This window comes from Arenicella chitinivorans (assembly GCF_014651515.1).
Taxonomy (GTDB): domain Bacteria; phylum Pseudomonadota; class Gammaproteobacteria; order Arenicellales; family Arenicellaceae; genus Arenicella; species Arenicella chitinivorans.
Genome location: NZ_BMXA01000002.1, coordinates 889,951 through 915,465 on the forward strand (window position 1 = coordinate 889,951; position 25,515 = coordinate 915,465).

The following is a 25,515-nucleotide window of genomic DNA, read 5'->3' on the forward strand; positions in this document are numbered from 1 at the left end:
TCTAATCACGCGCCTTCACGCGCGCAATGGCCGCAGCGATATCCATCTTTATCTGTTCACTGCCTTTCTCTTTCCGCAGCTCTTTCAGCTTACGCAGTGAACTCTTTGCCTGATTGCGTTGCTGTTCTCGGGCCAGTTTGGCGTTGGTTTGCTGACGCGCCCGCGTTGTCGCTGTTGGCGAATAATCTTCCCAACGCCAAGTCAGATCGGGTTGTTGTGGTTGATCAACCATATCGATGCAATCTACCGGGCAGGGCTCTAAACACAATTCGCAGCCGGTACAATCACGTTCGATCACGGTATGCATGCGCTTGGCACTGCCGATAATGGCGTCAGTTGGGCAGGCTTTGATGCACATAACACACCCAATGCAGACCGACTCGTCGATCACCGCCACTTGTTTGGGCTTGTGAACGCCGAATTTGGGGTTGAGCGGTTTGCCGATCTTGCCAAGCAGACTTGCCAGGCCGCGAATGGTGACGTCACCACCGGGCGGGCATTGATTGATATCGGCATCCCCATCGGCAATAGCGACGGCGTAGTCATGGCAGCGTGGATAGCTACACTGCGTACATTGCGTCTGCGGCAACCATTCGTCGATGGCTTTGATTTTTGCGTCGCGTTGCATGGCGTGAGAGCTTACTTGACGCGCATACCTGGCTCAGCGCCATCATCCGGGTTGAGAATAAATAAATCACTACCACCCGGTCCGGCTGCCAGCACCATGCCTTCCGACAGACCAAAACGCATTTTTCGAGGTGCCAGATTGGCCACCATCACGGTTAATTTGCCGATCAGGTGTTCGGGTTTATACGCGGATTTGATGCCGGCAAAGACATTGCGTTGTTCGCCGCCTAAATCTAGAGTCAGTTGTAGTAATTTATCGGCGCCGTCTACATGCTGCGCATCAACGATCTTGGCAATACGCAAATCGACTTTGGCAAAGTCGTCGTAATTGATTTCCGCCGAGATTGGGTCTTTGGCGAGTGGCGAGTTCGGGTCCAGCGTCGGTTCAAGGGATTCTTTACTCTCTTCAATCATGGCATCAATCGAATCGCTTTCGATTCGGGTCATTAACGGGGTAAATTTATTTATCTGGTGGTCGAGCAGAGGTTGCTGCAAGTCGTCCCAGCGCAGTGGGTCAACATTTAGAAACGCCTCCGCTCGGGAAACGAGGTCGGGCAGCACCGGTTTTAAGTAAATGCAAAGCGCACGAAAAGCGTTGATTCCCGCGGTACACACAGCCTGCACTTCGTCAATTTTAGCCTCGTCTTTGATTAACACCCAAGGTTTGTGCTCGTCAATAAATTGATTGGCTTTGTCGGCCAGCGCCATTATTTCGCGCATGGCAATGGAAAATTCACGCTTTTCATAGCGTTGGGCGATGGCATCGGCTGCGTCGGCGAAGGCTTGATGCAGCTCCGGCGCGGCAGAAGCCTTGGCTAGGTAGCCGTCAAATCGTTTGCCAATAAAGCCTGCACAGCGCGAGGCAATATTAACCATTTTGCCGACCACATCGGAATTCACGCGCGCAGCGAAGTCCTCAAGGTTCAAGTCCATGTCGACAACATTATTACTGAGTTTGGCTGCAAAGTAGTAACGTAAGTATTCCGGGTTCAGGTGTTTTAGATAGGTTTCCGCCATCACAAATGTGCCGCGAGACTTCGACATTTTGGCGCCATCAACGGTTAAGAATCCATGCACGAACACGCCGGTAGGAATCCGAAAATCTGCTGCGTGTAGTAGTGCTGGCCAAAACAAGGTATGGAATCGAACAATATCTTTGCCGATAAAATGATATAGCTCGGTGTTGTGGTTACCGGCATCCCAGTATGCGTGCCAGTCGTCGCCACTTTGTTGGCACGCCACCTCGTGACTTGCCATATAACCGATCGGGGCATCGAGCCAGACGTAAAAATATTTACCAGGTGCGTCAGGAATTTCAAAGCCCCAATAGGGCGCGTCACGGCTGATATCCCAATCAATCAGCCCGCTCTCAAACCATTCGCCGAGTTTGTTAGCAATCTCGGGTTGTAGGGCTGGTGAGTCTTTCCACTCATTCAGCATGGCTTCGAAATCACTGACTTTGAAAAAGTAGTGTTCGCTTTCACGTTCGACTGGCGGCTTGCCAGACAAGACTGAATATGGGTCAATTAAGTCAGTTGTGTCATACGTCGTGCCGCAAACTTCGCAGTTATCGCCGTATTGATCTGGGCTCTTGCACTTGGGGCAGGTGCCTTTGACGTATCGATCCGGCAGAAACATGCCTTTTTCTTCGTCATAGGCTTGCTTGATGGTGCGTACATCGATGTGTCCCTTGGCTTTGATGCGCTGGTATATTTCACTACTCAGACGTTGGTTTTCAGGGTGATGTGTGCCGCTGTAATTGTCCAGGTGGATATGAAATCCTGCTAACGATTCAGCGTGTTGTGCTTCGACCTGATCGATTAATTGCTGAGCGGTAAGTCCTTGCTTTTCAGCGCCCAGCATAATCGGTGTACCATGTTGATCATCACCGCCGACAAACGTGACTTGGTGGCCTCTGAGTCGTTGAAAACGTGCCCAGAAATCGGCCTGCATGAAACCAACCATGTGCCCAAGGTGGAGCGGGCCATTGGCGTATGGCAGCGCATTGGTGATCAGGATTTTACGTGGCGAAATTGGGTCAGACATTGAATCGTAAATACGCGTGACGAGTGGGCTTTAATAAGCCCGCTAATGTAACCGTTTTAGGGCCTGATCACAATGTTTTAAGCGCCTTGGCTGGCGCTACTGACGTACGATATCTTCGATTTTTAGTCCGGTTAGGCGGCCAATGTTTTTGAACACATAGATCATGGTGAAGATGGTGATTACCATGCACGGCACCACGATCACCGGGTAACTATAGAGATTCATGGTTCCCAATTCGCTGTTGAATGCATCGGTGCCGGACTCGCTAACCACAATCCACTTAGCAAGCAGAAAGTTTAGTATTGATGAGAGCACGAACGAGCTGGCAAGCATCCAGGTTGCGTTGCGCAGCATGCTATCGAATTCGGTTGTTCTGCCATTCGATTTGAGGTGGTGCTCAACCTTCTCGGTATCCAGAATGGTGTCGTTGAATAGAAACAGTCGCACCAAAGGCTTTTTTGTATAAGTTGAGAGAATGGTCGCCAGCGCGATGATGCCGGGAATCAACGCTTCTTTGTAAGCAATGTACTCTTTCGGCAATTTCAGAATGCCGATGCCCCCGGTCAAGAGAATGCTGATAAAGCCGAGCGCTGGCACGAAGCCAATTTTCTTTTCAGAGATAAAGCCCCATAAACCAACCGCAGCAGGTAGGCTGAGCGCCACGATCAGCGCGTAGGTTGGTCCTAGACGATCATCCCCACTCGTATACTTCAGAATCAGGGTGGGGATGATTACGCAAACGATCAGGTCGACGAATAAGTGGCTGGCACCGGCCGGTTTTGGCGCGTTGCTGGCCTGCGCTGATTCCATCTCAGTGGTTGTTTTTGGGTCAGTCATAAGTCGGCTTTTATCGAATTAGAAGCTTAGGCGAACACCAATAGATGTGGTATCAAATGAGCCTTCGATGCCATCTTCTTCTGCTTCCAAGCGACGTAGATCGAGAGTGATTCCCAAATTATCCGTTACAAAAAATTGCGCACCAACTCCGTAGGTGCTGCCTTCATCTGCATCGGGTTTGCCAATATGCGCGTTGATCTCGAAGCGATCCGTCAAGTTAATTCTGGCACCAGCCTCCGCGCCAACGTAATGTAAGTCTTCATCTTCTTCAAAGCCGCCTGCGCGTAATGACAACTCATCGCGGCGACCGCGAATCAGTCCATAAACTTGGGTCTGAGGCAGTTCAAACGTTAAACCGAATGCAATCGATGAAATGTTGTCTTCAATATTGCCACCAAGGATTTCATCACTTTCGAGTTCGAAGCGGCTGGCCTGCAGAAAAAAGATCCCGAGTTCAACGCTACCGGTCAGTGCGAAGCCATCGAGATTGAGGTCGACCGACGTGGTGTCGTCCGAGACTTCCAAACTACCGGAAGCTACGTATTCCAGGCCAACATAGGTGAAGCTTGGCGTGTCTGCGCGTGCGATTAGACTAATTGTCAGTGCGCTGATCAATAAAACGGACAGGAGTAGGTGTTTCATGGTTCGGTTTTGGTCTGGTTTAGATTAAGTAATGATACGCGAAATTTTAACCCGATCAGAGTTAAAGTTATTTATACTTCGCGCTTGTTATCAACGCCGTCTATTTTATCGTGAAGTTAAGCGAATCTCAGTCGAACAGTGCAGACTCTGTCGAAGTCAGTGCTGCCACCGCCAGTAAGTATCTTGTCATCGAAGGGCCTATTGGTGTGGGGAAGTCGAGTTTGTGTCGCAAGCTCGCGACGACCTTCGATTCCCCTCTGTTGTTGGAAAAGCCAGCAGAAAACCCGTTTTTAGCCCGGTTTTATAAGTCTCCCAAGCGCTACGCTTTGCCGACCCAACTGTTTTTCTTGTTTCAGCGTGTAAGGCAACTGTCTAACCTCAAACAAGAAGACATGTTTTCGCCGGGGCGCGTTGCTGACTTTATGTTGGACAAGGACCCGATTTTTGCGCAGATGACTCTAGACGATGATGAGTTTCGTCTGTATCAGCAAGTGTTCAATAACCTGGCGATTGATCAACCGGAACCCGATTTGATGGTGTATTTGCAGGCGCCGGTCAACGTTTTACAAGAACGCATTCGTAAACGCGGCATCAAGTATGAGCAAGACATTGATGCCAATTACTTGCAGCGTTTAAGCGATGCGTACACCACTTATTTTCACCGCTATTCAAAAACGCCCTTGCTTATCGTGAATGCAGCCGATATAAATCCCATAGAGAACGAGGCGCATTATCAGGCTCTATTGCAACACATAGACCGGATTGATGCGGGGAAACACTTCTTCAATCCGTTAGTGCCTTAAGCTCGGGCCCTCACGGCCGCGCTTAAACGCCATGCTTGACTGATTGGCATGCAACACCACGATTGATACCACCCTGAAAGAGGAAAGTTTGATGGCTGTAACTGTCACCACCATGCGAAAGATGAAGGAAGCTGGGGATAAAATCACCTGGTTGACGGCATACGACTATAGCTTTGCTGCATTAATCGATAATGCTGGCATCGACGCAATCTTGGTTGGCGATTCACTCGGTATGGTGATGCAAGGGCATGCCACACCGGTACCGGTCACCATTGAACACGCGGCATACCACACCGAATGTGTCGCGCGCGGTGTCAATAACTGCATGATTGTCGGCGATCTACCGTTTGGGAGTTACCAAGTCAGTAAAGAACAAGCGTATGAGAATGCGGTTAAGTTGATGCAGGCTGGTGCGCATACGATTAAGCTGGAAGGCGGTGAATTGCAGGTCGAAACAATTAATTTTCTCGCCGAGCGCGGTATTGCTGTCTGCGCACACATTGGTTTAACACCGCAGTCCGTACATCAGCTGGGTGGTTTCAAGGTTCAGGGCCGTGGCGACGCAGCACAACAGCTGCTTGACGATGCTCGAAGAGTGCAGGAGGCCGGTGCGTTTGCGGTGGTGCTAGAGGCTGTTCCCGCCGCATTGGCAGCACAAATCACCGAAAAACTCACCATTCCGACCATTGGGATTGGTGCTGGCGTTGACTGCGATGGACAAGTTTTGGTGCTGCAAGATATGATCGGTATCTACCCGCATAAAAGTCCCAAGTTTTGTAAGAATTTTATGACGGGGAATCAATCGGTTGCCGATGCGGTATCGCAATATATTGCGGAAGTGAAAGCGGGGACTTTTCCAGCCGATGAGCACAGTTTTAAGTAAGTCGTATCGCGGACGCCAGTCCGCTTTTTCGGGGAGCCGCAGTTGAATAAAGTACAAAGGGTGTCGTCGTTGCGCGCAGCTGTATCCGCCGCACGTAAAGATAAAAAAATAGTTGGGTTTGTGCCCACCATGGGGAACTTGCACGAAGGGCATCTAGAGTTGGTGCGCCAGGCCAAACAGCGTGCAGAGTTCGTTGTGGTCAGTATTTTCGTCAATCCAACACAGTTTGGCGCGCACGAAGATCTGGATAACTATCCCTCCACGCCAGAAGAAGATGCGCGTTGCTTGGCAGAATTGGGTGCTGATTTGTTGTTTTTACCCGAGAAAGAAACCATGTACCCGGGCGATCTGGCTGAGCAAACGGTTGTTTATGTGCCTAAGATCGGCGATCTTTATTGCGGTCAAGATCGGCCTGAGCACTTCTATGGTGTGACCACCGTGGTCAGTCGTTTGTTCAATATGGTACAACCCGACGTGGTGGTGTTCGGCAAGAAAGATTACCAGCAATTGGCAATTATTCGTCGCATGGTCGCGGATTTGGCGTATCCGATACAGGTTGTCGGCGTCGACACCGTGCGCGCAGACGATGGTTTGGCATTGTCGTCACGCAATGGGTATTTGAGCGACGTTGAGCGGGCCAAGGCCCCGGCGTTGCAGCAGGCGTTACAGTCGATCGCCACGGAGCTTCAGTCACGGGGCGCGGTGGCGTCTAAAAAGGCCTTGAAACAGTTAGAAGACGATGCCAAAAAGCGACTGGCTGCGGATGGTTGGGCGCCGCAATACATTACGGTGTGTCGACAGGACGATCTTCAACCTGCGAAACGTGGTGATGAAGAGCTGGTAATTCTCGCCGCCGCACAGTTGGGTAACGCACGCTTGATTGATAATCTGGAAGTGTCCTTATCCGCAGCAGATTAGGCGCGCTGAATATCTTGGTCTTTAAAACCTAACAGATAGAGAATACCATCCAGTCCGTGTGTCGACATGGATTGCTTAGCCGATTCACGCACCAGTGGTTTGGCACGAAATGCAATACCAAGCCCGGCTTCGGCCAGCATTAATAGGTCATTAGCACCGTCGCCAACGGCAATGGTCTGCTGCGGGTCAAGGCCCTCCTCGGCGGCGATTTGTTTGAGTAGATGCGCTTTGCGCTCGGCGTTCACCACTGGGTGGATGACGCGGCCAGTTAGCTTCCCGTTGACGATTTCCAACGAATTTGCGTACACGTGATCGATGCCGAGCTCGCGTTGCAGATGGTGACCGAAATAACTAAACCCGCCCGACAGGATCGCGGTTTTGTAACCGTAGGCATGGAGGTTTTTGATGAGTGTACGCGCCCCTTCCATTAACGGCAGGGTCGCTGCGATGTCCTCTAGCACCGTTTCACTTAAACCTTCGAGTAAAGCCATGCGGCGTGTGAAGCTTTCGGTAAAATCGAGCTTACCCTGCATTGCCAACTCAGTGATTTGAGCCACTTGATCGCCAACGCCAGCCCGTTTTGCGAGTTCATCAATAACCTCGGCTTTGATTAGTGTTGAGTCCATGTCAAAGCACACCAGACGGCGATTGCGGCGGAATGCATCATCACGCTGGATGGCGATATCGATGTCAAGTTCAGAGGCAATTTTCAAGAAGCTGGCGCGCATGGCAGCTGAGTTCTTTGGCGATCCTTGAACCGAGAATTCGATGCAGGATTTAACCTCATTGCTGATCGGTTGATTGAGTGGGACGCGACCGCTAAGACGCACGATATCGTGAATATTCAGCCCTTGTTCTGCCGTCACTTGGGTTACTCGGGCGATTTCTTCTGCGGAAACCTCGCGCGTCAAGAGCGTCAAGGTATAGCGTTCGGCACCCTGTTGCCCGACCCATTTCTCATACGCCTGAGCGCTGATATCGCGGATCTTAATTTTTAACCCAAGTCGCTTCGCGTGCTTTTTCAACTGCGATTTAGTTTGTTCTACATCCTGGTCCTCAGGTAGTTGAAGCATCATGCCTTGAGAGACTTGGTCGTGGATAACGGATTGACCGATGTCTAGAATCCGAACGTCGACTTCGCTGATCACGGAATAAAAGTCCGATGACAGGCCGATGCGGTCATCGCCAGAAATGTTTAACAGTATAATGTTGGCCACGAGTATTATGCAGATTGATCGGTCTTTCAGCGTGTCGTGGAGTGTACACCAAAGCATGTAGACTGATAATCTCTGATGCTTAAAACTTAGCAATCTGTGTTTACTGAAACCTCCTGCGCGGGATTTTCACGTATAATCCTGAGTGCAATTTGAAGAGCGGGTAGAAGCCCAACAACTTATGACAAAAAAAACTAAGGTCGGCGTAGTCGGAGTCGGGTACCTCGGTCAAATTCACGCTAAGATTTATCACCAGATGGACAATGTCGAGCTGGTGATGCTGGCGGACACCAACCTGGAAACCGTCACCGCGCTCGGTGAGCAATACGGTTGCGCAGTCACTACCAACTATTTGGAGATGATCGATAAGGTCGATGCGGTGAGTATTGTGGTGCCAACGTCGTTGCACTACGATGTGGCGCAGCCTTTTCTGGAAGCCGGTATCGCGACGCTGATGGAGAAGCCGATCGCCGCGACCGTGGATGAAGCACGTAAGCTGGTGGATTTGGCAGCGCAAAACGAAGCGCCGTTTCTAATAGGGCATTTAGAGAGATATAACCCGGCTATGCGTGAAGTCGTAAACCAGGTTGCTGAACCTAAATATATCGAGGTACATCGGTTGGGCACGTTTGTTGAGCGCGCGACTGATGTGGATGTGATCACTGATCTTATGATTCATGACCTGGACTTAGTCTTGTCGTTGGTGGACGAAGAACCGTGTGATGTGCAAGCAATTGGCGCCTCCGTGATCACTGAGCATGTCGATCTGGCGAATGTTCGGTTGACGTTCCCGGGCGGTGCCGTGGCGAACATCACCGCCAGCCGTGTCTCGAATAAACGATTCCGGCGTTTTCGAGTGTTCGGGCCCGAAGGCTACTACGGCATCAATTTAATGGATCAAGAACTGGACATCGTCACTAAGGGTGAAACCCCTGTCGAAGGCCGCTTCCCTGGTTTGGAGGTGGATCACGTGAAGTTTGAAACTGAACAACCACTGCAGGTGGAACTCGCCCATTTTGTCGAAGTCGCACAAGGTCTTGCAATGCCGATGGTGACCGGTCTGCAAGGTTTGCGCGCTTTACAGCTGGCAGAGCAAATACAGTCGATCATGCGCGACTCGGTGTCCAATGTTTAATCGGGCAATCATTTACCTGGTTTTTTATTTAACTTTTGGGCTTGCTATCAGCCAGCCGGCCTCTGCTCGTCAGGCATCGTGCCAAACAGATAATGCGCATTTACGTGCAATGCCAATGGTCGAAGTTTCAATCGGGTTATCAGACGGATCACAGCACACGCTGAATGCACGTTTGGCCGATAATAATGCGACACGAGCGGCTGGGTTTCAGCGTGTTTGTGCGTCGACCATTGCAGATACCCCCATTCTGTTTGTGTTTCCACGCGCATTCAAACCGCAGTTTCATATGCACAATGTTGTTGCGCCGATTGACATCGCGTTTATTCACGAGTCGGGCGCGATTGATAGCATACAAGCAATGCAGCCGTATGTGCTGGGTTCTAGAAACAAGCCTCTTTATGGTCCGAACAAACCTGTGATTGCCGCGTTGGAAGTGCGGCCAGGGTTGTTCTCAGACTTGCGCGTGGACCTTGGTGCTGTCATTCAGTGGCAGGTACCAGCAGCCTCGGTTGAGTAGTGGCACTGTGAGTCATATTCGAATACTGGTATGTTAGATTATCTGGATTGGTCTTCCGAGATCACAACCGAAGACGTCTTTGCCTCAAATGATGCATACAGTTACCCGACGCTGCTGGCGGATGGTTCGGGTCGCCTACTGTATGTGGCAATGCTCAAAGAGGAGCAAAGTCGGTCAGCGTTAATGCTGTTCGATGGTGAGCGGCACCACTGTTTAACACCGGCGCCGTTTAATTTGCGCACTCGCGTGAATGAGTATGGCGGCAAACCGTACTGGATACATGGGCAGGAGATCATCTTCAGTCACAGTGACGATCAGTGTTTGTATCAGATTCGACTGCCGAAAGGCGATGGCTGGGATACCTCGGTGCCGAGCGCGCCTGAGCGGATATCACCGCAGCACACTCAACATCCGTATATGTATACCGACGTACACCGAATCGAAAACGGCGACCTGCTGGCGATCGTAGAGCAGGCAACATCGGATAACGGCGCCGATAACAGCATGTTTATCGGTTTAATTCACTCTCCTGAGTCACCGGTAACTGTGTTGGTTGATGGTGCTGACTTCTACAGTAATCTGATCGTGAATCCGTCGCAGAAACAGATTGCTTGGGTGCAGTGGTGTCATCCTGCGATGCCGTGGGATGAGACAGAGTTGTGGATTGCAAACCTCGATAAAGGTCAGGACTTGGCGATAGCGGGTTGTTCACGCGTCCCGCTCGAGCCTTCAGCAAGTGTGTGTCAACTGATGTATGCCAGTGATGGGCGCTTGTTTTTCTCTGCGGATTACGCGTTGTCGGAGTGGCCGAAAAATTATTGGAATGTCCATGTGTGGGACCCGCGCAAAAAAACCGTTAAATCGGTTACACGCGAAGCAATCGAATTCGGTTATCCGCACTGGCAATATGGCGACCACCGGATTGTACAGGCTGACCCGCATACATTGGTGACTATCGGGAGCACGCCAGAGAGTGATCTATTGTTTGCGATTGACCTGCATGACTTGCGCGTTCATGCCTTAGACGGTGATAAAGGCACCATTCAACACTTGAGTGCGGATGGCGATGGCGTGTTGGCTGCTATGCTGTTGAAACCCGACGCACGTCCAAAGTTGGTACGCATAAGCCTGGATCGTACTCATTTTGAAGCCGACGTATTGTTGGATGACGGTGCTGAACTGCCCAGCGTCTCCAATGCGACGCATGTCGAGTATTCTACGCGAGATGGTGGTAGTGCCTATGCGTTTTATTATGATCCGAGTAATGAAGCCTGTGAGAAACACACTGACCGCGACGCGTTACCACCTTTGATTGTCATGGTGCATGGCGGGCCGACAGCCAGAGCCTACGGCCATTTTGATATTCAAAAACAATTTTGGACGTCGCGGGGTTTCGCAATATTGGATGTCAACCATCGGGGTAGCAGCGGTTACGGACGACGATATCGTGACGCCTTGTACGGCGAATGGGGCGAATTGGATACCAGTGATATCGTCGATGCTATTCGTTGGTTAATCGACCAACGCTTGGTCGACCCTCAGCGGGTTTGCATTCGTGGCAAAAGTGCAGGGGGATACGCAGTGTTACGAGCGCTAACCGAATACCCTGAAGTGTTTCGCGCAGGAGCCTGCTATTACGGAATCGGTAACCTTGCCACCCTGGCCGAAGTTACCCATAAGTTTGAAAAATTTTACACCGACAGACTGATTGGCGAAGCCTACGCAGCACGCTCGGAGGATACGTCGGTGAGTCGCTATTATCGCCGCTCACCCGTGCATAAGTTGCACCAACTCCAAAGCGCGATGATCGTGTTTCAAGGTGCTCTGGATAAAGTGGTGCCGCCTGATGTGGCAAAAGAAACGGTAGCTGAATTGCAGCGCGCCGGACTCTGGCATGAGTATGTCGAATATGCGGAGGAGGGTCACGGCTTTCGTCAATTGGCCAATTGCGTCGATGCACTTGACCGTGAGCTGGCATTTTATCGAGCTGTATTAAAATAAACCTAGGGTGGCGCAACAATGTTGGGTGCGTCACCAAATTTGAATCACAACTATTTGAACAACAACGGATCATATGGACTTAATCGAAGAACGCACGATCGCGCTCGCTGGTGTATTACAAGCTTGCCAGCAAGTTCAGTCACTGGCCCGTGAGGGCAGTGCCAGTCAGGGTGAGATGGCTAGCAGCTTAAAGTCTATCTTGGTGCTCGACGCGGTGAGTACGCCAGCTGTATTTGGTGGTCTGAGCGGTGTGCGAGCAGGCTTACGCATGATTGCAGAGGGTGTATTTACCTCCACTCAGGGCAAGGATATCGAATTGCTCCGCTATGCTGTCTCGATTTTACAATTGCAGGCACAGCTATATCGGGATGCGGAAAAATTCGATCAGTTTGCCAATGATGTCGAGCGACTCTCCAGTTTTTCGGAAGATACTATGCTGGAGGCCTGTTCCGATGTGTATCAGAAACATATCAGCAGCATGCGTCCGCAGATCATTGTTCAAGGTGAATCCGGTCACCTCCAGAACCCGGATATCCCACCAAAAATCCGGGCATTGTTATTAGCAGCATTTAGAGCGGCAGTCCTATGGCAACAGAAAAAAGGCGGGCGGTTTCGTTTGCTGTGGGAACGTACCCGGATGCAGAACGCGGCACGTCAACTACTAACACAAGGCTCGGCGGACTGATGGTGCGCTTTGTGTTTCTATTCAGGCTGTTGATGGTTTTATCGCTGGCGTACGTGGGCATGGCTCGGGCCTCTCAAGACGAACCGGTTATGGCGCAGCTCGTGTGGGTTGAGTCTGCAGCGAATAACCATCAAATTTTCATCACAAGCTTGCATGGAGAGGACTGGTCCGAGCCGCAAGCGGTTTATCAGAGCGAAAACGAGCTGGCCAGTCCGGTTCTGGTCACGGACCTTGCCGGTGACAAGTGGCTGGTGTGGAGTGAGCGCAGAAAGAAGAAGTTGGTCCTGATGTCACAGCGTCGCAATGCAGGTGCGTCGACGTGGGGGCAAGCAAGCATTGTAAGTAACCATGGCAACGAGAGTACTGCGCCCGCGGCGCTGGTCGACTTAACGGGGCGCCTCTGGTTAGTCTGGGCCGCTAATCCCGGTGGCATGGACGATATTTTTCTAGCCATACGTGAGCCAGGCAGCGCGTGGACCGATGCTATTCAGTTGAGTGCTGATAATGATGTGCCGGACATACGGCCAGAAATAGTGCTTCAGGTTGATGGTGATGTATTAGTCTCATGGCAAACTTTTGACTTCCATCTGGGCGGATATAGATCAGATCAAAAGCAGTTTGCGCTTGATAGTTCGGCTAAAACTCGCTATAAAACTCCGCTGGACCCTGCATCGGATATGCGGCCGGAAGAAATAGCGTTACCTGGTTTTTTACCGGGTTATGCCATGGTATCTCTACACCTTCCAAATAACCGGCTCGTTCAGTCTGTGCGTTTGAACTAATTAGCAGTAGTGGCCATTTACTAATGGAATTATTAAACAAGAAAATAAGTGTGGGCAGGTTGGGGCGACACTGGATTAAACCACTGGTTGGTGTTGCTCTTGCCGCTGGTTCATTGGTTGCTGGTGACGTAATAGCTGGCGATGCATCACGCACGGTGATCGCATTATTCGGAGACAGCACCACGACTGGCTTTAACGCCAACTTCGGTGATCGCTACGGTAACGGCACGACAACTCGAGGTTGCCCGACGATCTTGCTAACCAATTTGTTGCTGCGCGCACCTCAGATAGAGCCGCCCGAAAGCTGCCCAACGACGATTTACGATTCTCCCATTTTTGATGCTAATACCCAAAAGCGTAACGTGATCGTTGCGAATTGGGGAATTGGCGGAAGTACCACGGAAAGCGGTATCTCTCGCATTTCCTCGAATCTGGCACAAACTAAAACCGACCACGTGGGTAAGGCTTATATCACTCTGATAATTTACGGTACTAACGATTTTAATTCTGGTATCAGTACATCGACCACACGTTTTAATCTTAGACAGATGATTCAGAGCGCCCGTGCATTGGGATACACGCCCGTCTTGGGAACGCTCACACCGAGAGATGATCGTGATATTTCACCGTACAACTCCGCCGTCAATGGCGCGGCTAGCGATGAAGGTGTGGCTGTGGTAGACCATTTTACGCGATTTGTGAACCAGTCCGGTGGATGGCGTAGTATTTTGCAACAAGAAGTAAGTACTACTACGGGCAAGTTAGTTCGATTCCACCCAACTGATGAAGGGTATATGATCATTGCCGAGACCTGGTTTGATCAATATTTGCGTTCCGCGATTAAGCCTGAACTGTCACTCATTACACCGATCCTCCCCTTATTACTTGAAGACTGATTGTCGGTGTGGGTCGGCCCCCAGACCTGGCTAAGTCTGGGCGCTAGCACGATACTCACCTGTTTGGTGGATGAAAGTTTGACCAGGCAAAATAAGCGCGAACCCCAAAAAAATTTGGAGCACGCGCTTTTTTTAATTTATCGACGCTTCGCGTTACCCGTCTACCTCATCAGCAAGAAGTAGATCGATAGCAGGTCCGACGTTTGGTACTTTTTCTTCTTCAGGAGTGCCGCCACCGCCATTCGAATGGAACAACGCCAGAATCCCAGCGATAAAGTACCACATTGGTTCGTTCACGCACGTTGTTACCAGACAGGTTATCTCGTGCCACACCAGATACCATAAAGCCGTAGATCTCGCGGTTCACTTTGTTAAGTTTGTTGATGGGCGACCGGAAGTGACAGTAACCACCAAATGCTTTCTCTTTTTTAGTGGTTTGGCCAGGACGCAAATACTCCCAAGTACCTGCGTGCCAGATGCCGGCGACTTTTACAAAGCCCCACGCACTAGCGACACGGCAGCCACCCAAACGAGATGAGCGAGGTCAAACGTTGGCTTTGTCATAGCTCATGGTGATGTTGCCGCCACCGATTGAGACATTTAGGCGTGACGTGACCGGCCAGTCTTTTACCGTTAGTGATTCAATAAATACCATATCGCTAAAATCTTGTGGAAAAGCTGCTGTTGCGGTGTTCGAGATAGAAAGAAAGGTAATAAATGCCACCGTTAATAGTGTGCTTAGATTCATAGAGATCTTATGGTTACGTAACTGAATTGGTGGCTGATTATATTTTTTATGAGTCGAATGTCGCGGTTATTGCAACCGCATGCGGGCTGTAAGATCGCATGAAGCGTGCTGGTTTGACCAAGGTGTTTTGAGCGGAAATATTGTGTCGGTAAATCGTGACAATCGTCTGGCACATAGGCTTGGCGTCCAAGCTTGGTTATAATCGTTGGTTTGGATCAATCCGTGGTTCTTTGTCAGTGACAATCCGACGTTTTACTTCTTCACTCATTGTGCTCTGTGTCGCTCTGGCGGTGTTTTACTTGCTCCACTGGTATTTCGGTGCGACGGTAGGTCGCTTGTCGATTGAAGGCAAGTTTCCTCCGGGCGCGGTGTTGCAAGTGCAGGTTAAAAATGCGTTTGGAGGCATGAGAACAGAGACGATCGCGCTCGGCGATCAGGCAATCAATGTAAAGAAGCGCGTCGGGACAACCCGAATGAATGCGCCTGCAGCGTCACTGGCGCTAGTATTTTCGTTGCCTAAAGGCGTCACCTTGCCCAATCCGCAACGCGTGGTGAATATCTATAATGTGCAAATAGAACAACCTTTCGCCGGTCTCACGGTGGTATCAAAACGGACCTTGCCGAAATTTTTCGCCAGCCAGCAGTTCTTTGGTAAAAACGACGACTTTATTTCACTGAAAGGCGAGATGGGGTCCGCGATACTAGTTAGTCAAACCGAGTTACCCAGTGCTTCAATTGCTTGGGCGATCTGGCCTGCGGTGTTTATTTGTCTGCTATTTGCGCTTGTGGTGCGCAATCACCGCTTGCGTGATTTGCCAGCGTTCAAGGATTTGCTACTTGGCCCCAAGATTTCGAGTCGTACGGAATTCGATGCAGTGAATGGCCTCCGCGGGTTAGCGGCGCTTTTGGTACTGTTCAGTCACGCTGCCCCCGGTTTCGAAGCCGTCAACATGGGGATCGCTCTGCTGTTTGTGATCAGTGGTTTTTTATTAAGCAAACCGTTCGTTTTAGACTCTCAGCGAATCTTTCGCTGGGATACGATTGAGCGCTACCTGGTTAAGCGTATCAAGCGCATCTTGCCGATGTACTACACGTTTATTTTTATCACGTATGGCTTGGCATACGAATTCGATACGGTCGTGAGAAACGTGCTTTTTATAGAGGCATCCGGACATCTATGGCCAATGACACAGATTTTCACCTTCTACATGTGTTTGCCGTTGGTGCTGCTGGTCACGTCTTGGCTTTGGCGGCAGCATCGTTGGCTACCGGTAATTGTGTTGAGTGTGTTAGCGGTAATCTGGCACCAATTATTTTCTGATTGGAAACCTTACTATAACGGACGATTCTTCAAGGAGTTCTATCTTTATGCTTTTGTTTTTGGTGTGGCTGGCGCCTACCTTCATTATGGTCTATTGAGGCGACCGAAACCGGCCTGGGTTGGCGCCTTCGGACCTTGGTTGCTGATCGCACTGACCTTCATGTCGATTGCTTGGTCTGCGCCAGTGCAGCCGCCAGTTTGGGCGCACGTGTTGATTAAACCTTTCTTTGCCAAGTGTGTCGTCAGCCTCGCAATGATTGTGTTGTGCTTGCAGTTCGCAGACACTTGGATTAAATATCTATTGGCAAACCCGGTTTTTCGTTCTGTCGGGGTTATTGGATTTAGTTTTTATTTACTACACGGAATCGGCATCGACATGGCCTACGCACTGCAAACCCAAATTCTGGGTCTGAGCGGGGCGAGTGAGCGTTCTTGGATGACGACCGCGCTCGCTTTTGCCACGACTTACCTGATGGCGGTATTGACCTACTCCTATATTGAACGTCCGTTTTTTGGGTACCGTGAACGTCAGTCTAACGTTGGCAAAGCGTAGTAATCGTCGCTGATTGTTGTCATCAATTTACGTGCCACCATGTCGTAGCCCTTGGGGTTCAAATGGCAGCAATTGTCGATATACAGTGTGTCTGGTATGTCGCTAAACATGTAGGTCAGATCGTAGAAATGGACACCGCGATCTTTCAGCGATGTAACGCGTTCAAGTAGCGCAGGGAATAATTGCTTGTAAGCATTGCCATAACCACCATAATCCAGAATTGCGATCTTGCGTTCTTCTGGATTCAACGGTTTGGCACCTTCAATATATTGATTGGGTTGCAGAAAATGATAGTACCGCGCACCGTTTCCCTCGGCCAGATCACGCATGGCTAATGAGCTGTTTAGCCAGAGATCGGCTGCATAATTCGCCATTTCGTCCGGTGTGTTTAGGGTCATGTCCGGACCCAGAGCTTCATAGGCAAAGTCACGTTGGTCCTCCGGCACTCTACTCAGTGCATCAATTTGGGCATCGACCGCAACGATGCGGTTCACATAGCCAGGATCCATAATTCGCCAGAAAAAATTGATCATTGGACTCCAGCGGGTCGGGAAGCCACTGGCAAACTCCGCCAGACCAGATCGACTCTCTAAGAGTTGAAATTTTTTGCCATAGGCCAACATGCCTTCACGGCTTATAGATGAACTGACGCGGTGATTCCACGATTTCGGGAAGGCAGGATGCAGGCCGGAATCCCGCCACCCATAATAGGTGGCAGCCAGTTCATTAAATCCGTCTAGATTAATAACGACATCAAACTCTGCGCCCAACGCTAGATAGTAAGACAATTGCATCAACTGCTGCGGCTGCTTGTAGGCCCCCATCGCCATATTGTAGACCACGACCTCTTTGTCTTTGAATGCGGGGATATATTGCATCACATGGTCGAAGTATTTCTTGCTGCCGCCCCGTGCTGTGCCATCTGCGAAAGAGCCGCCGAGAATACCAATCACGGCGACTTTATCTGATCGTTTTGCGAACGATCGATCGGTATCAACTCGGATTCGAGTCGCGCAGTCCATAATGTCTGCGGATTGGCAATTCGGGTCGATACGTTTACCGTCAACAGAAAACCCGACATATGGATGGAGTATCGGAGTCTGGATTACGCCGTTCTCGACGGCTGCTTCTGGGACGAATACCGTACTCTGGTCCTTCGCCTCAATTGCGTCCTGTTTGGCTAATTGCAGCGCGTGTAGGTTGTATTCGCCGAATTTGATTTTGTACGCCACCAATGCAGTGATTTCGAACAGTGCATAGGTGAACAGGATTAAGATCGAGCTGAATAGCGCTTTTTTCATAGTGTACTCATCGTTATTGGCGCATGTCCTGGAGAAGCGCGTAGTTTACCTGTTAGCGTTTTAGTCAAACAAGCATCAATTTGAATGCCGCTTGCAGTCCGATAAGGAAGCATGCAGACTCCGAAGTCTAGCTAAAAACAATCCTTCCTGTATGAAAATATCCTTACTGCTCACTGGCAATGAATTAATGACCGGTGACACCATTGATTCAAATTCAGCTTATCTGGCACAGTCTTTGAAAGATCTAACACTGGTCCCGTACATCAAGAAAGTAGTCGGTGATGATTTGAGTCTGTTGGTCAGTTCAATCAAAGAACTGGCAGCGGTGTCCGACGTGCTAATAGTGAATGGCGGATTGGGGCCGACCGTGGATGACCTGACAGCCAAAGCGTTGAGCCTTGCCATTGATTCGCCATTGCAGCAGAACCCGCAGGCAATGGCAAAACTCGAGGCCTGGGCTGAGCGTCGCGGATTTGTGATTACCAAGTCTAATTTGAAACAAACTGAGTTGCCGGCGCTGTGCAAGGTCATTGAGAATCCGCGAGGGTCGGCGGTTGGGTTTCATTGTGTACACGAGGGCTGTCTGATTATATGCACACCCGGTGTGCCGGGCGAATTCAAGCATATGGTGGAAGCGTCTGTACTGCCATTGATTCGTGCTCATGGTCACCTTGACGTGGTTAGTGAGATTACCAGGATTCGCATCTTTGGTATCACTGAGTCCGGTCTTCAAGATATGGTGGATGCCGAGTTTCCGGATTGGCCTGCGGAAGTCGAACTCGGGTTTCGAGTTCAGATGCCGGTCATCGAGGTCAAGCTGGCAACGATTGGTGAACAGGCGCGTGGTCTGAATGCGCTGTGGACCGAGAAGTTTTGTACGCGATTCAGTGATTATATTATTGGCCGTGACAGCACGCGCCTCACCGAAGCTTTGAATACGGCACTCTACAATCAAGGCTTAACCCTCACAACGGCGGAATCCTGCACTGGCGGTCTAATTGCAGCTGGTATCACCAGTGAGGCGGGCGCATCACGGGTATTTGAAGCAGGTTACGTGGTGTATTCAAATAAGATCAAGCAGCATACCCTAGGTGTATCCGAGGCATCCCTGATGTCCTTTGGTGCAGTCAGCGAAGTCGTGGTGCGCGAGATGGCTGAAGGTGCTCTGAACAAGTCAGGCGCGGATATGGCTCTGGCGATTTCGGGTATCGCTGGCCCAGACGGCGGCACCGAAGACAAACCCGTTGGTACTGTGTGGATGGCTTGGGGACGTAAAGGTGCAATCTCCGCGCGACGATTCTTTTTCCCAGTACCAAGGTTGGCTTTTCAAAAGACCGCGACCGCGATTGCGATGGATTTAGTCCGGCGCGAGGTGCTGGGTCTACCAACCAATGTCGATTACTTTAGTGAGCTGAAGAAAAAACGCGCTTAACTTAGTTTCTTTGCGTAATCGGTCAATGCGACGCATAGCGTTTTTAACTCATCGTCCGTGATCACATACGGCGGCATAATATAAAGTAGGTGTCCGAAGGGACGTATCCAGACACCACGCTCGACAAAAAAGGTTTGGGCTTGCGCTACGTCGACCGGTCCGGTCATTTCCAGCACGCCGATCGCGCCGAGGATTCGAACGTCTCTCACCGAGTTGAGCGTGCACGCTTTGGTTAGTTCGGTTTGAAGCGTGTTCTCGATGCGTGCGATGTTCGCCTGCCAGCCTGACGCACTCAGCAATTTCAAGCTAGCATTCGCGACCGCGCAGGCTAGCGGGTTTCCCATAAAGGTGGGGCCATGCATAAAGACGCCGCCCTGGCTGGAAATACCGTGCGCCACTTCGCGAGTGGCTATTGTCGCCGCTAGGGTCATATAACCACCGGTGAGCGCTTTGCCGACACACAGAATGTCGGGACTGACCGAGGCCCATTCACAGGCAAACATTTTGCCTGTCCTTCCGAAGCCGGTGGCTATTTCGTCGGCGATCAACAGAACCTCATACTGATCACACAGTGCACGAACTTTGGCCAGGTACTCTGGGTGGTAAAACCACATGCCGCCAGCGCCTTGCACGATCGGTTCCAATATGATGGCCGCTAATTCAGTGTGGTGCTGCTTGATGTCTCGCTCCAGCGCCTGCACGCTGGTTGAATCAAAGGCGGTATCGAATCGACAGGTTGGGCGTTCGGTGAAATGCTGCTGTGGTATGGCACCCTGAAATAAATGGTGCATGCCTGTATCGGGGTCGCATACCGACATCGCCCCAAACGTGTCTCCATGATAACCGCCTCGCAGAGACATCAATTTGTGTTTCTCTGGTCGGCCGCGGGCTTGCCAATACTGGATCGTCATCTTAATGGCGACTTCCACGCTTACGGACCCGGAGTCGGCTAGAAACACATGTTCCAATCCGTCGGGTGCCAGAGTTAGAAGCTGTTCACATAATTCAATCGCCGGCTGGTGTGTAATACCGCCAAACATCACGTGTGACATGCGGCTGCTTTGTTGCGCCAGCGCGTCGTTTAACACTGGGTGGTTGTAACCGTGGATTGCACACCACCAGGAAGCCATGCCGTCGATTACGTCGCTGCCGTCATTAAAGTGCAGTCGACACCCGTCAGCGCGCTCGACCAGGTACGTTGGCAGCGGGTTGGTGGCAGAGGTATACGGGTGCCAAATGTGCGCTCGGTCAAATTGCAACGGGTCGGTCATTAGAAAAACAACAGTTTGATTATAAAGGCCACGATCACAATATTCAGCGTGAGCTTGATAGGGCCGATGCCCTTTTTGACCTGCATGTTTGCGGCCAGCCAAGCACCAGTCCAAGTGCCGACACCCAATGCAATCCCGTATGCCCACACCAGCTCGAGTTCGGAGGCAAACACGATTAACGCGACGATGGTGTAGCACAAGACGATAAAAACCTTGTGCGCGTTAGTGGTAATCAAGTCGAGCTGCATGACACGGTTAAGCGTGGGCATCAGCAGAAAGCCGACACCAATGTGAATAAATCCGCCCCAAAAGCCGATCAGCACCATGAGTAAATGACCGGCAATTAGCCGATTTCGTGAAGGCAAGGCCTGGATGTTAATGGTTTTGGGCTGAGGCAGCGACATGATAATCAGTACAAAGCCCATGATGACCGCTAGCAGTGTATTAAACTGAGCGCTATCAAGTCGTGCAGCGAGTGTGGCACCAATCAAGGTGCCTGGAATGGTACACAGGCCAAGGCTGAAGCTGAGTTTAAAATTGGAAAAGCCTTTGCGCCAAAAAGCCCAGACTGCCGACACATTTTGCGGCAGAATCGCGATGCGGTTAGTGCCGTTGGCAATGGTGCCGGGCACGCCCATGAAAATCATCACCGGGACGGACAACATTGAGCCGCCGCCGGCCATGACGTTCAGGAATCCAGTAGCGACGCCAGTGATCGCGAGTATGATAAGTTCAAGCATGCAGCGGATTGTAACCAAAAGTGGCGCTGATTGAACACGCAAGGAGCAAAATAAATTGGTACACTCAGCGCCATGAATTTACATTATGAAGCGTATCCTGAAGCGCTGTCGGCGTTTGATTCTACGACGCCCCCAGTGGTTATCTTGCCCGGCCTATTCGGCTCCACCACCAATTGGCGAGGGTTTGCAAAAAAGCTCGCTCGGAGCGCCCCAGTCGTGGTGTTGGATCAGCGAAATCACGGGCGTTCTCCACATGCTAATACACACAGCTATCAGGATATGGTGGATGACCTGTTGGCGTTTTTAGATCATCACAATCTCAACCAGATAATCTTGTGTGGACACTCAATGGGTGGCAAGGTGGCGATGCTGTTTGCGCATCAGCACCCGGACCGGCTCAGTAAATTGGCCGTGCTTGATATTGCTCCGGTGATCTATCGTCACTCGCATGTCGACTTTGTGCGTGCCATGCTTGAGATCGATTTGGCACGACTAAACTCGCGTAGCGATGCAGATCGGCAGTTATCTTCGGCGATTAAGGATACCGCGACACGACTGTTTCTGTTGCAGAGTCTGGTAGGCTCGCCGGGTGACTATGAGTGGCGGTTGAATCTACCTGTTTTGCTGGAATATATGCCGCAAATCGTTGGTTTTCCTGAATCCGCCTTGGACCATTCCGTGGTCTCAGTGCCAGCTTTGTTCCTGTACGGCGAGAACTCTAACTATGTCAAAGCGCAGCATCATGACCTGATTCGACAGCACTTCTCCCAGGCTGAATTTGAGTCGGTGCCGAATGCCGGCCACTGGTTACATGCGGAACAACCGAAGCGGGTGTTGCAGGCGCTGCTCGGGTTCATACAGCGAGATTAAAAAAATGTCTGATTCGGGTAATAAAACCAGTTCTGAACAGGTCAACTATGACATGTTAGATAAGAATCACAAATACGCCTTATTGATCGAAGCGCATGCGCAGGACTTATATAAGTACGCGCTTTGGTTGTGTAAGGATAAAAATATGGCCGAGGACGTCATGCAGGAAGCATTTTTGCGTGCCTGGAAGTCGTTGGATAGTCTGCGCGAGGCGAAAGCAGCTAAAGGCTGGCTATTTACGATTTTTCGGCGCGAGCATGCCCGCCAGTTTGAGCGCAAGCAATTTCAATATCACGATGTTGAGGAAATGGATACGTTAGCTGATGCGCAGATTGGTTATGATGATCGCCCAGAAGCATTTGCCTTGCGTACCGCTTTGCGTAGTCTACCTGCCGATTATCGAGAACCTCTGGAGATGCAGGTCCTCGGTGGTTTTTCCTGTGATGAGATTGCCACAATATTGGATATCAGCAGCAGTGCCGTGATGACACGTTTATTCCGTGCGCGCAAGAAAATGCGCGAACTATTGAATGATGACGTTCTGCCTAGCTTAAGCGGTATGAAGCAATGAGGCATATTTTGCACGATGAATTAACCGATCACCAGTTCCCGACGGGTATCGTTGAAGTAAGAGTAGGGTTACGCTAAGAGATGAACTGTTTAGAGTTTAAGAGAGTGGCACTGGCTGAGCCGCAGAGCGAGCAGCAAGAGTTTGTTGCGCATGCGCGAAATTGTCCTGAGTGTCAGAAGTATCTGAGTGGAATTAAACAAATGGACACACGCTTGGCCGCGAGTCTTGAGGTCTCGATGCCGACAGATTTGGTGGCGCGTCTGAAGTTGCACCAGGGGATGGAGGCACGGAATGACCTTGACCGGGCCGCAATCTGGCGTCAGCCTCGATACGCGATCGCCGCGAGTTTTGTGGTGGTGTTTTTGGTCGCCGGCATATTGAGTACCAGTTGGTTTGGATTTCAGCAGCAGGTAAGCGACGATTACGAGGCAATGTTGGCCGGCGTGATTGAGCATATGGAGGCCGTGCCGATGACCCCTGTTTGGGAGGTCGGGCGAGCCAATGCCGCGGCGAATACGCTGCTGGCGAGCTATCAGCCAAACATGAAGTTGAAATATTTAGATAACTTACAATTTTCTAAAATTTGTCCGATGGGCCGATACCGAGGTATTCATGCGAGTCTTGAAACACCCGAGGGCACAGTGACGTTCGCTTATATTAAAGGTGAGCCTGTCGGTGAAATAGTGGATACGGCGTATCAAGGTATGGTGACACGAGTGAAGCCAGTGCGCGGAGGCAATCTGGTGATTGTTAGCCATTCCAGTCGCGGACTGCACTCGGCCGACCGTCAGTTAGAGCAAGCGATTTACTGGGATATATAGCGCTCGCTATGTTAACAACCGTGGCGGGTCTAACCGAAGCGTTGGTCCGCGACGAATGGATTCGTTTTGCGCTCCTGGCCAAACGTCGACATCGGCCCATGACCAGGTATAAACTGGATGTCGTCGCCTAAGGGAAATAGTTTTTGTCGGATGGAGTTTACTAAAGCGTGTTGGTCACCGCGAGGAAAGTCAGAGCGTCCAATCGAGCCTTGAAACAAAACATCACCGGCCAGTGCAAAACGCGCGTCATCCTCCACAAACACGATATGGCCAGGTGTGTGTCCAGGGCAATGTATCGCGTTGAAGGTGAGATTGCCGAGGACGACACGATCGCCATCCTGTAACCACTGGTCTGGCCTGAACGCATCGCCTTCAAATCCGAACTGTCGGCATTGTTCTGGTAGCAAATCGATCCAAAACTGATCATCACGGTGCGGCCCGACGATCGGTACACCGGTTGATCGTGCCAGCTCAGCGCAGCCGCCAGCATGGTCCAAGTGAGCGTGTGTCACTAAAATTTTGTCGAGTTCTAGGTCCAGCTTATCGAATTCGTCGCGTATGCGCTGTAAGTCGCCACCGGGATCCACAATGGCGGCCAGCTTGGTGTCGCGACACCAGACAATACTGCAGTTCTGCGCGAACGGTGTGACCGGAATGATGCGATACGCCAATGCCATCAATTGACCTCCGGTGTGCGAACCTCAACGTCGCGCGAAAAGCGTTCTCCATCGCTGGTTATCAGTGTGATCCGACGTACGTCGCCAAGCTGCAAAGGCTTCTCTGGTCGCATGAGCATGATGTGCTTACCCATCGGTGCCAAATGCACTGTGTGGCCAGCAGGGACGTTCAGTTCATCAACGTGGCGCATGCTGGTCATCTCATTTTGAGTCATCGTTTCGTGCAACATGCTCATTGCGAAGCCGTCCGCTTCCACCGTGGTGAAAGTAACGTCGACCGAAGTATTATTTGTAATGTCCAGATATGCCGCCATGCTGCTTGCTGTACTCGGTGCTGGGCGGATCCAGGCATTGGTGATAGTCACAGCGCTGCCTTCAGCGTTGACTGCCGATTGCGCGGAAGAGGGCATGGCGTTGACCTCGCGCGTTAGCGTTGCAGGTGATGTCACTGCGGCGGCTGTTGCAGGGCGATACGATGCCAGCTTGATCAAATCACGCGTCATGATTTCTGCACTGTGTGGTGCCGTCATGACACCGGCGTAGCGAGCTTGCGGGTCGATTAAAATGATCGAGGCACTGTGGTCGACATCGTAGTTGGCTTCGCCGCTATCTTGTCCGTTTATAAACAGAATTCCCATTTGTTTAGCGAACTCGGTAGTTGATTCGGTGTCTGCTCGTAAGCCGATGAACTCTGCATCGAAGAAGGGCACGTACTGAGCCAACCGTTCGCTGGTATCACGTTTGGGATCGACAGACACCATAATGATGCGAAAATTCTGCCATACGCCGGCGGTAACCAAGTCTGCTTTGACCTGTTTCAAGGTTTGCATCGTCGTCGGGCAAACGTCAGGACAGTTAGTAAAGCCGTAAAATACTATACTCCATCGACCCTGCCAGTCTACAGCATCAAATGGTTGGTCTAAGTGCGTACTAAACGGCACCATAGTAATTGGCTTCGGCTGTGGCAGAAGTATTGTCTTTTCAAAATCAGGTGCTTGGTTATCTGGGCTATTTGATAACTGTGCCAAGAAGCCGACAGCGATGGCGGCAATGGCGATAACGATAAACAGTAGGTTTGATTTTCCAGATTGGTAAGTCTTCATGTCTTGATCAAATTGAAAAAGCGATCATGCTCAGCACAACCGCTTTTTGTTGGACGGTGAATTCGCGTCGGAGTATACCTGATCCGGTCTCTATTCGCGTTGAGATTGGACCTAGCTGGAA

At 50.8% G+C, this 25,515-nt stretch carries 26 protein-coding genes; 14 read left to right on the top strand and 12 right to left on the bottom strand.

The window, feature by feature from the left end:
* Window position 1 precedes the first annotated feature (1 nt).
* The 4 genes from IE055_RS09130 to IE055_RS09145 form a co-directional block, all read right to left on the bottom strand.
* Window positions 2–628, bottom strand: a complete 627-nt coding sequence (locus tag IE055_RS09130) for an RnfABCDGE type electron transport complex subunit B (protein WP_189399997.1) — start codon at window positions 626–628, stop codon at window positions 2–4.
* Between the two features lie 11 nt (window positions 629–639).
* Window positions 640–2,661, bottom strand: coding sequence for a methionine--tRNA ligase (gene metG / locus IE055_RS09135; protein ID WP_189400334.1), 2,022 nt, complete (start codon window positions 2,659–2,661; stop codon window positions 640–642).
* 108 nt (window positions 2,662–2,769) lie between these two features.
* Window positions 2,770–3,510, bottom strand: coding sequence for a VC0807 family protein (locus tag IE055_RS09140; RefSeq protein WP_229794214.1), 741 nt, complete (start codon window positions 3,508–3,510; stop codon window positions 2,770–2,772).
* Between the two features lie 18 nt (window positions 3,511–3,528).
* Window positions 3,529–4,152, bottom strand: coding sequence for a hypothetical protein (locus IE055_RS09145; RefSeq protein ID WP_189399999.1), 624 nt, complete (start codon window positions 4,150–4,152; stop codon window positions 3,529–3,531).
* Window positions 4,153–4,262: 110 nt separating this feature from the next.
* Between IE055_RS09145 and IE055_RS09150 the strand changes: the two genes are divergently transcribed.
* The 3 genes from IE055_RS09150 to panC all read left to right on the top strand — a co-directional run bounded on the left by IE055_RS09150 (window position 4,263) and on the right by panC (window position 6,756).
* On the top strand, window positions 4,263–4,955 hold the full coding sequence (locus tag IE055_RS09150) for a deoxynucleoside kinase (RefSeq protein ID WP_189400000.1): 693 nt from the start codon (window positions 4,263–4,265) through the stop codon (window positions 4,953–4,955).
* 91 nt (window positions 4,956–5,046) lie between these two features.
* Window positions 5,047–5,838 carry a 3-methyl-2-oxobutanoate hydroxymethyltransferase gene (gene panB, locus IE055_RS09155; RefSeq protein ID WP_189400002.1) on the top strand — a complete coding sequence of 264 codons (792 nt, stop codon included), beginning with the start codon at window positions 5,047–5,049 and terminating at the stop codon, window positions 5,836–5,838.
* Between the two features lie 42 nt (window positions 5,839–5,880).
* Window positions 5,881–6,756, top strand: coding sequence for a pantoate--beta-alanine ligase (gene panC, locus IE055_RS09160; protein WP_189400004.1), 876 nt, complete (start codon window positions 5,881–5,883; stop codon window positions 6,754–6,756).
* Here panC and serB read toward each other — a convergent pair.
* A complete protein-coding gene (gene serB, locus IE055_RS09165) occupies window positions 6,753–7,973 on the bottom strand; it encodes a phosphoserine phosphatase SerB (protein WP_229794215.1) in 1,221 nt (406 codons plus the stop codon). The two genes, panC and serB, sit on opposite strands and share 4 nt — an antisense overlap.
* Before the next feature lie 178 nt (window positions 7,974–8,151).
* Here serB and IE055_RS09170 point away from each other — a divergent pair, with 178 nt between their 5' ends.
* The 6 genes from IE055_RS09170 to IE055_RS09195 all read left to right on the top strand — a co-directional run bounded on the left by IE055_RS09170 (window position 8,152) and on the right by IE055_RS09195 (window position 13,986).
* Complete coding sequence (locus tag IE055_RS09170; RefSeq protein ID WP_189400008.1) at window positions 8,152–9,105, top strand: Gfo/Idh/MocA family protein; 954 nt, start codon at window positions 8,152–8,154, stop codon at window positions 9,103–9,105.
* Between the two features lie 115 nt (window positions 9,106–9,220).
* Window positions 9,221–9,622 (top strand): DUF192 domain-containing protein, encoded by a 402-nt coding sequence (locus IE055_RS09175; RefSeq protein ID WP_189400009.1) that lies wholly within the window; start codon window positions 9,221–9,223, stop codon window positions 9,620–9,622.
* Between the two features lie 30 nt (window positions 9,623–9,652).
* On the top strand, window positions 9,653–11,623 hold the full coding sequence (locus IE055_RS09180) for an alpha/beta hydrolase family protein (RefSeq protein ID WP_189400011.1): 1,971 nt from the start codon (window positions 9,653–9,655) through the stop codon (window positions 11,621–11,623).
* A 73-nt stretch (window positions 11,624–11,696) separates the two neighbouring features.
* Window positions 11,697–12,308: a lysogenization protein HflD gene (locus tag IE055_RS09185; protein WP_189400013.1), complete on the top strand. Its 612-nt coding sequence runs from the start codon at window positions 11,697–11,699 to the stop codon at window positions 12,306–12,308.
* Window positions 12,309–12,319: 11 nt separating this feature from the next.
* A complete protein-coding gene (locus IE055_RS09190; RefSeq protein ID WP_189400015.1) occupies window positions 12,320–13,090 on the top strand; it encodes a hypothetical protein in 771 nt (256 codons plus the stop codon).
* A gap of 23 nt (window positions 13,091–13,113) precedes the next feature.
* Complete coding sequence (locus IE055_RS09195) at window positions 13,114–13,986, top strand: SGNH/GDSL hydrolase family protein (protein ID WP_189400017.1); 873 nt, start codon at window positions 13,114–13,116, stop codon at window positions 13,984–13,986.
* Between the two features lie 153 nt (window positions 13,987–14,139).
* On the opposite strand, the gene IE055_RS17955 is transcribed toward IE055_RS09195, so the two are convergent.
* Together IE055_RS17955 and IE055_RS09200 are read right to left on the bottom strand one after the other, a co-directional pair.
* Window positions 14,140–14,271: a hypothetical protein gene (locus IE055_RS17955; protein ID WP_268244533.1), complete on the bottom strand. Its 132-nt coding sequence runs from the start codon at window positions 14,269–14,271 to the stop codon at window positions 14,140–14,142.
* A gap of 259 nt (window positions 14,272–14,530) precedes the next feature.
* Entirely contained in the window at window positions 14,531–14,734 is a 204-nt protein-coding gene (locus tag IE055_RS09200) for a hypothetical protein (RefSeq protein WP_189400019.1), read from the bottom strand.
* 155 nt (window positions 14,735–14,889) lie between these two features.
* On the opposite strand from IE055_RS09200, the gene IE055_RS09205 reads away from it, so the two are divergent.
* Window positions 14,890–16,608, top strand: coding sequence for an acyltransferase family protein (locus IE055_RS09205; protein ID WP_189400021.1), 1,719 nt, complete (start codon window positions 14,890–14,892; stop codon window positions 16,606–16,608).
* Here the strand turns inward: IE055_RS09205 and IE055_RS09210 are convergent.
* Window positions 16,584–17,909 (bottom strand): SGNH/GDSL hydrolase family protein, encoded by a 1,326-nt coding sequence (locus IE055_RS09210; protein WP_189400023.1) that lies wholly within the window; start codon window positions 17,907–17,909, stop codon window positions 16,584–16,586. The two genes, IE055_RS09205 and IE055_RS09210, sit on opposite strands and share 25 nt — an antisense overlap.
* Window positions 17,910–18,060: 151 nt before the next feature.
* Here IE055_RS09210 and IE055_RS09215 point away from each other — a divergent pair, with 151 nt between their 5' ends.
* Window positions 18,061–19,341: a CinA family nicotinamide mononucleotide deamidase-related protein gene (locus IE055_RS09215; protein WP_189400025.1), complete on the top strand. Its 1,281-nt coding sequence runs from the start codon at window positions 18,061–18,063 to the stop codon at window positions 19,339–19,341.
* On the opposite strand, the gene bioA is transcribed toward IE055_RS09215, so the two are convergent.
* Both bioA and IE055_RS09225 read right to left on the bottom strand, forming a co-directional pair.
* Window positions 19,338–20,612: an adenosylmethionine--8-amino-7-oxononanoate transaminase gene (gene bioA / locus IE055_RS09220; RefSeq protein ID WP_189400027.1), complete on the bottom strand. Its 1,275-nt coding sequence runs from the start codon at window positions 20,610–20,612 to the stop codon at window positions 19,338–19,340. The two genes, IE055_RS09215 and bioA, sit on opposite strands and share 4 nt — an antisense overlap.
* Window positions 20,612–21,352 (bottom strand): sulfite exporter TauE/SafE family protein, encoded by a 741-nt coding sequence (locus tag IE055_RS09225; protein WP_189400029.1) that lies wholly within the window; start codon window positions 21,350–21,352, stop codon window positions 20,612–20,614. Before IE055_RS09225 ends, bioA begins: the two co-directional genes overlap by 1 nt.
* Before the next feature lie 72 nt (window positions 21,353–21,424).
* Here IE055_RS09225 and IE055_RS09230 point away from each other — a divergent pair, with 72 nt between their 5' ends.
* The 3 genes from IE055_RS09230 to IE055_RS09240 all read left to right on the top strand — a co-directional run bounded on the left by IE055_RS09230 (window position 21,425) and on the right by IE055_RS09240 (window position 23,614).
* Window positions 21,425–22,222, top strand: a complete 798-nt coding sequence (locus tag IE055_RS09230; protein WP_189400031.1) for an alpha/beta fold hydrolase — start codon at window positions 21,425–21,427, stop codon at window positions 22,220–22,222.
* A gap of 4 nt (window positions 22,223–22,226) precedes the next feature.
* Window positions 22,227–22,793: a sigma-70 family RNA polymerase sigma factor gene (locus tag IE055_RS09235; RefSeq protein ID WP_189400033.1), complete on the top strand. Its 567-nt coding sequence runs from the start codon at window positions 22,227–22,229 to the stop codon at window positions 22,791–22,793.
* An 80-nt stretch (window positions 22,794–22,873) separates the two neighbouring features.
* On the top strand, window positions 22,874–23,614 hold the full coding sequence (locus IE055_RS09240; RefSeq protein ID WP_268244534.1) for a DUF3379 family protein: 741 nt from the start codon (window positions 22,874–22,876) through the stop codon (window positions 23,612–23,614).
* A gap of 29 nt (window positions 23,615–23,643) precedes the next feature.
* Here the strand turns inward: IE055_RS09240 and IE055_RS09245 are convergent, their stop codons facing one another.
* The gene (locus IE055_RS09245) at window positions 23,644–24,291 is read right to left on the bottom strand and encodes an MBL fold metallo-hydrolase (RefSeq protein ID WP_229794216.1); all 648 of its coding nucleotides are present in this window, start codon (window positions 24,289–24,291) and stop codon (window positions 23,644–23,646) included.
* On the bottom strand, window positions 24,291–25,394 hold the full coding sequence (locus tag IE055_RS09250; protein WP_189400036.1) for an SCO family protein: 1,104 nt from the start codon (window positions 25,392–25,394) through the stop codon (window positions 24,291–24,293). Before IE055_RS09250 ends, IE055_RS09245 begins: the two co-directional genes overlap by 1 nt.
* Window positions 25,395–25,515: the final 121 nt, after the last annotated feature.

Excerpts from the sequence above, each read along its gene's own strand:
- panB (WP_189400002.1), top strand. The coding sequence starts at position 5,047 with ATGGCTGTAACTGTCACCACCATGCGAAAGATGAAGGAAGCTGGGGAT.
- IE055_RS09225 (WP_189400029.1), bottom strand. The coding sequence starts at position 21,352 with ATGCTTGAACTTATCATACTCGCGATCACTGGCGTCGCTACTGGATTC.
- IE055_RS09235 (WP_189400033.1), top strand. The coding sequence starts at position 22,227 with ATGTCTGATTCGGGTAATAAAACCAGTTCTGAACAGGTCAACTATGAC.
- IE055_RS09180 (WP_189400011.1), top strand. The coding sequence starts at position 9,653 with ATGTTAGATTATCTGGATTGGTCTTCCGAGATCACAACCGAAGACGTC.
- IE055_RS09130 (WP_189399997.1), bottom strand. The coding sequence starts at position 628 with ATGCAACGCGACGCAAAAATCAAAGCCATCGACGAATGGTTGCCGCAG.
- IE055_RS17955 (WP_268244533.1), bottom strand. The coding sequence starts at position 14,271 with ATGTGGTACTTTATCGCTGGGATTCTGGCGTTGTTCCATTCGAATGGC.
- IE055_RS09140 (WP_229794214.1), bottom strand. The coding sequence starts at position 3,510 with ATGACTGACCCAAAAACAACCACTGAGATGGAATCAGCGCAGGCCAGC.
- bioA (WP_189400027.1), bottom strand. The coding sequence starts at position 20,612 with ATGACCGACCCGTTGCAATTTGACCGAGCGCACATTTGGCACCCGTAT.
- IE055_RS09185 (WP_189400013.1), top strand. The coding sequence starts at position 11,697 with ATGGACTTAATCGAAGAACGCACGATCGCGCTCGCTGGTGTATTACAA.
- IE055_RS09170 (WP_189400008.1), top strand. The coding sequence starts at position 8,152 with ATGACAAAAAAAACTAAGGTCGGCGTAGTCGGAGTCGGGTACCTCGGT.
- IE055_RS09230 (WP_189400031.1), top strand. The coding sequence starts at position 21,425 with ATGAATTTACATTATGAAGCGTATCCTGAAGCGCTGTCGGCGTTTGAT.
- IE055_RS09145 (WP_189399999.1), bottom strand. The coding sequence starts at position 4,152 with ATGAAACACCTACTCCTGTCCGTTTTATTGATCAGCGCACTGACAATT.
- IE055_RS09210 (WP_189400023.1), bottom strand. The coding sequence starts at position 17,909 with ATGAAAAAAGCGCTATTCAGCTCGATCTTAATCCTGTTCACCTATGCA.
- IE055_RS09245 (WP_229794216.1), bottom strand. The coding sequence starts at position 24,291 with ATGGCATTGGCGTATCGCATCATTCCGGTCACACCGTTCGCGCAGAAC.
- IE055_RS09240 (WP_268244534.1), top strand. The coding sequence starts at position 22,874 with ATGAACTGTTTAGAGTTTAAGAGAGTGGCACTGGCTGAGCCGCAGAGC.
- IE055_RS09200 (WP_189400019.1), bottom strand. The coding sequence starts at position 14,734 with ATGAATCTAAGCACACTATTAACGGTGGCATTTATTACCTTTCTTTCT.
- IE055_RS09195 (WP_189400017.1), top strand. The coding sequence starts at position 13,114 with ATGGAATTATTAAACAAGAAAATAAGTGTGGGCAGGTTGGGGCGACAC.
- IE055_RS09250 (WP_189400036.1), bottom strand. The coding sequence starts at position 25,394 with ATGAAGACTTACCAATCTGGAAAATCAAACCTACTGTTTATCGTTATC.
- IE055_RS09215 (WP_189400025.1), top strand. The coding sequence starts at position 18,061 with ATGAAAATATCCTTACTGCTCACTGGCAATGAATTAATGACCGGTGAC.
- IE055_RS09175 (WP_189400009.1), top strand. The coding sequence starts at position 9,221 with ATGGTCGAAGTTTCAATCGGGTTATCAGACGGATCACAGCACACGCTG.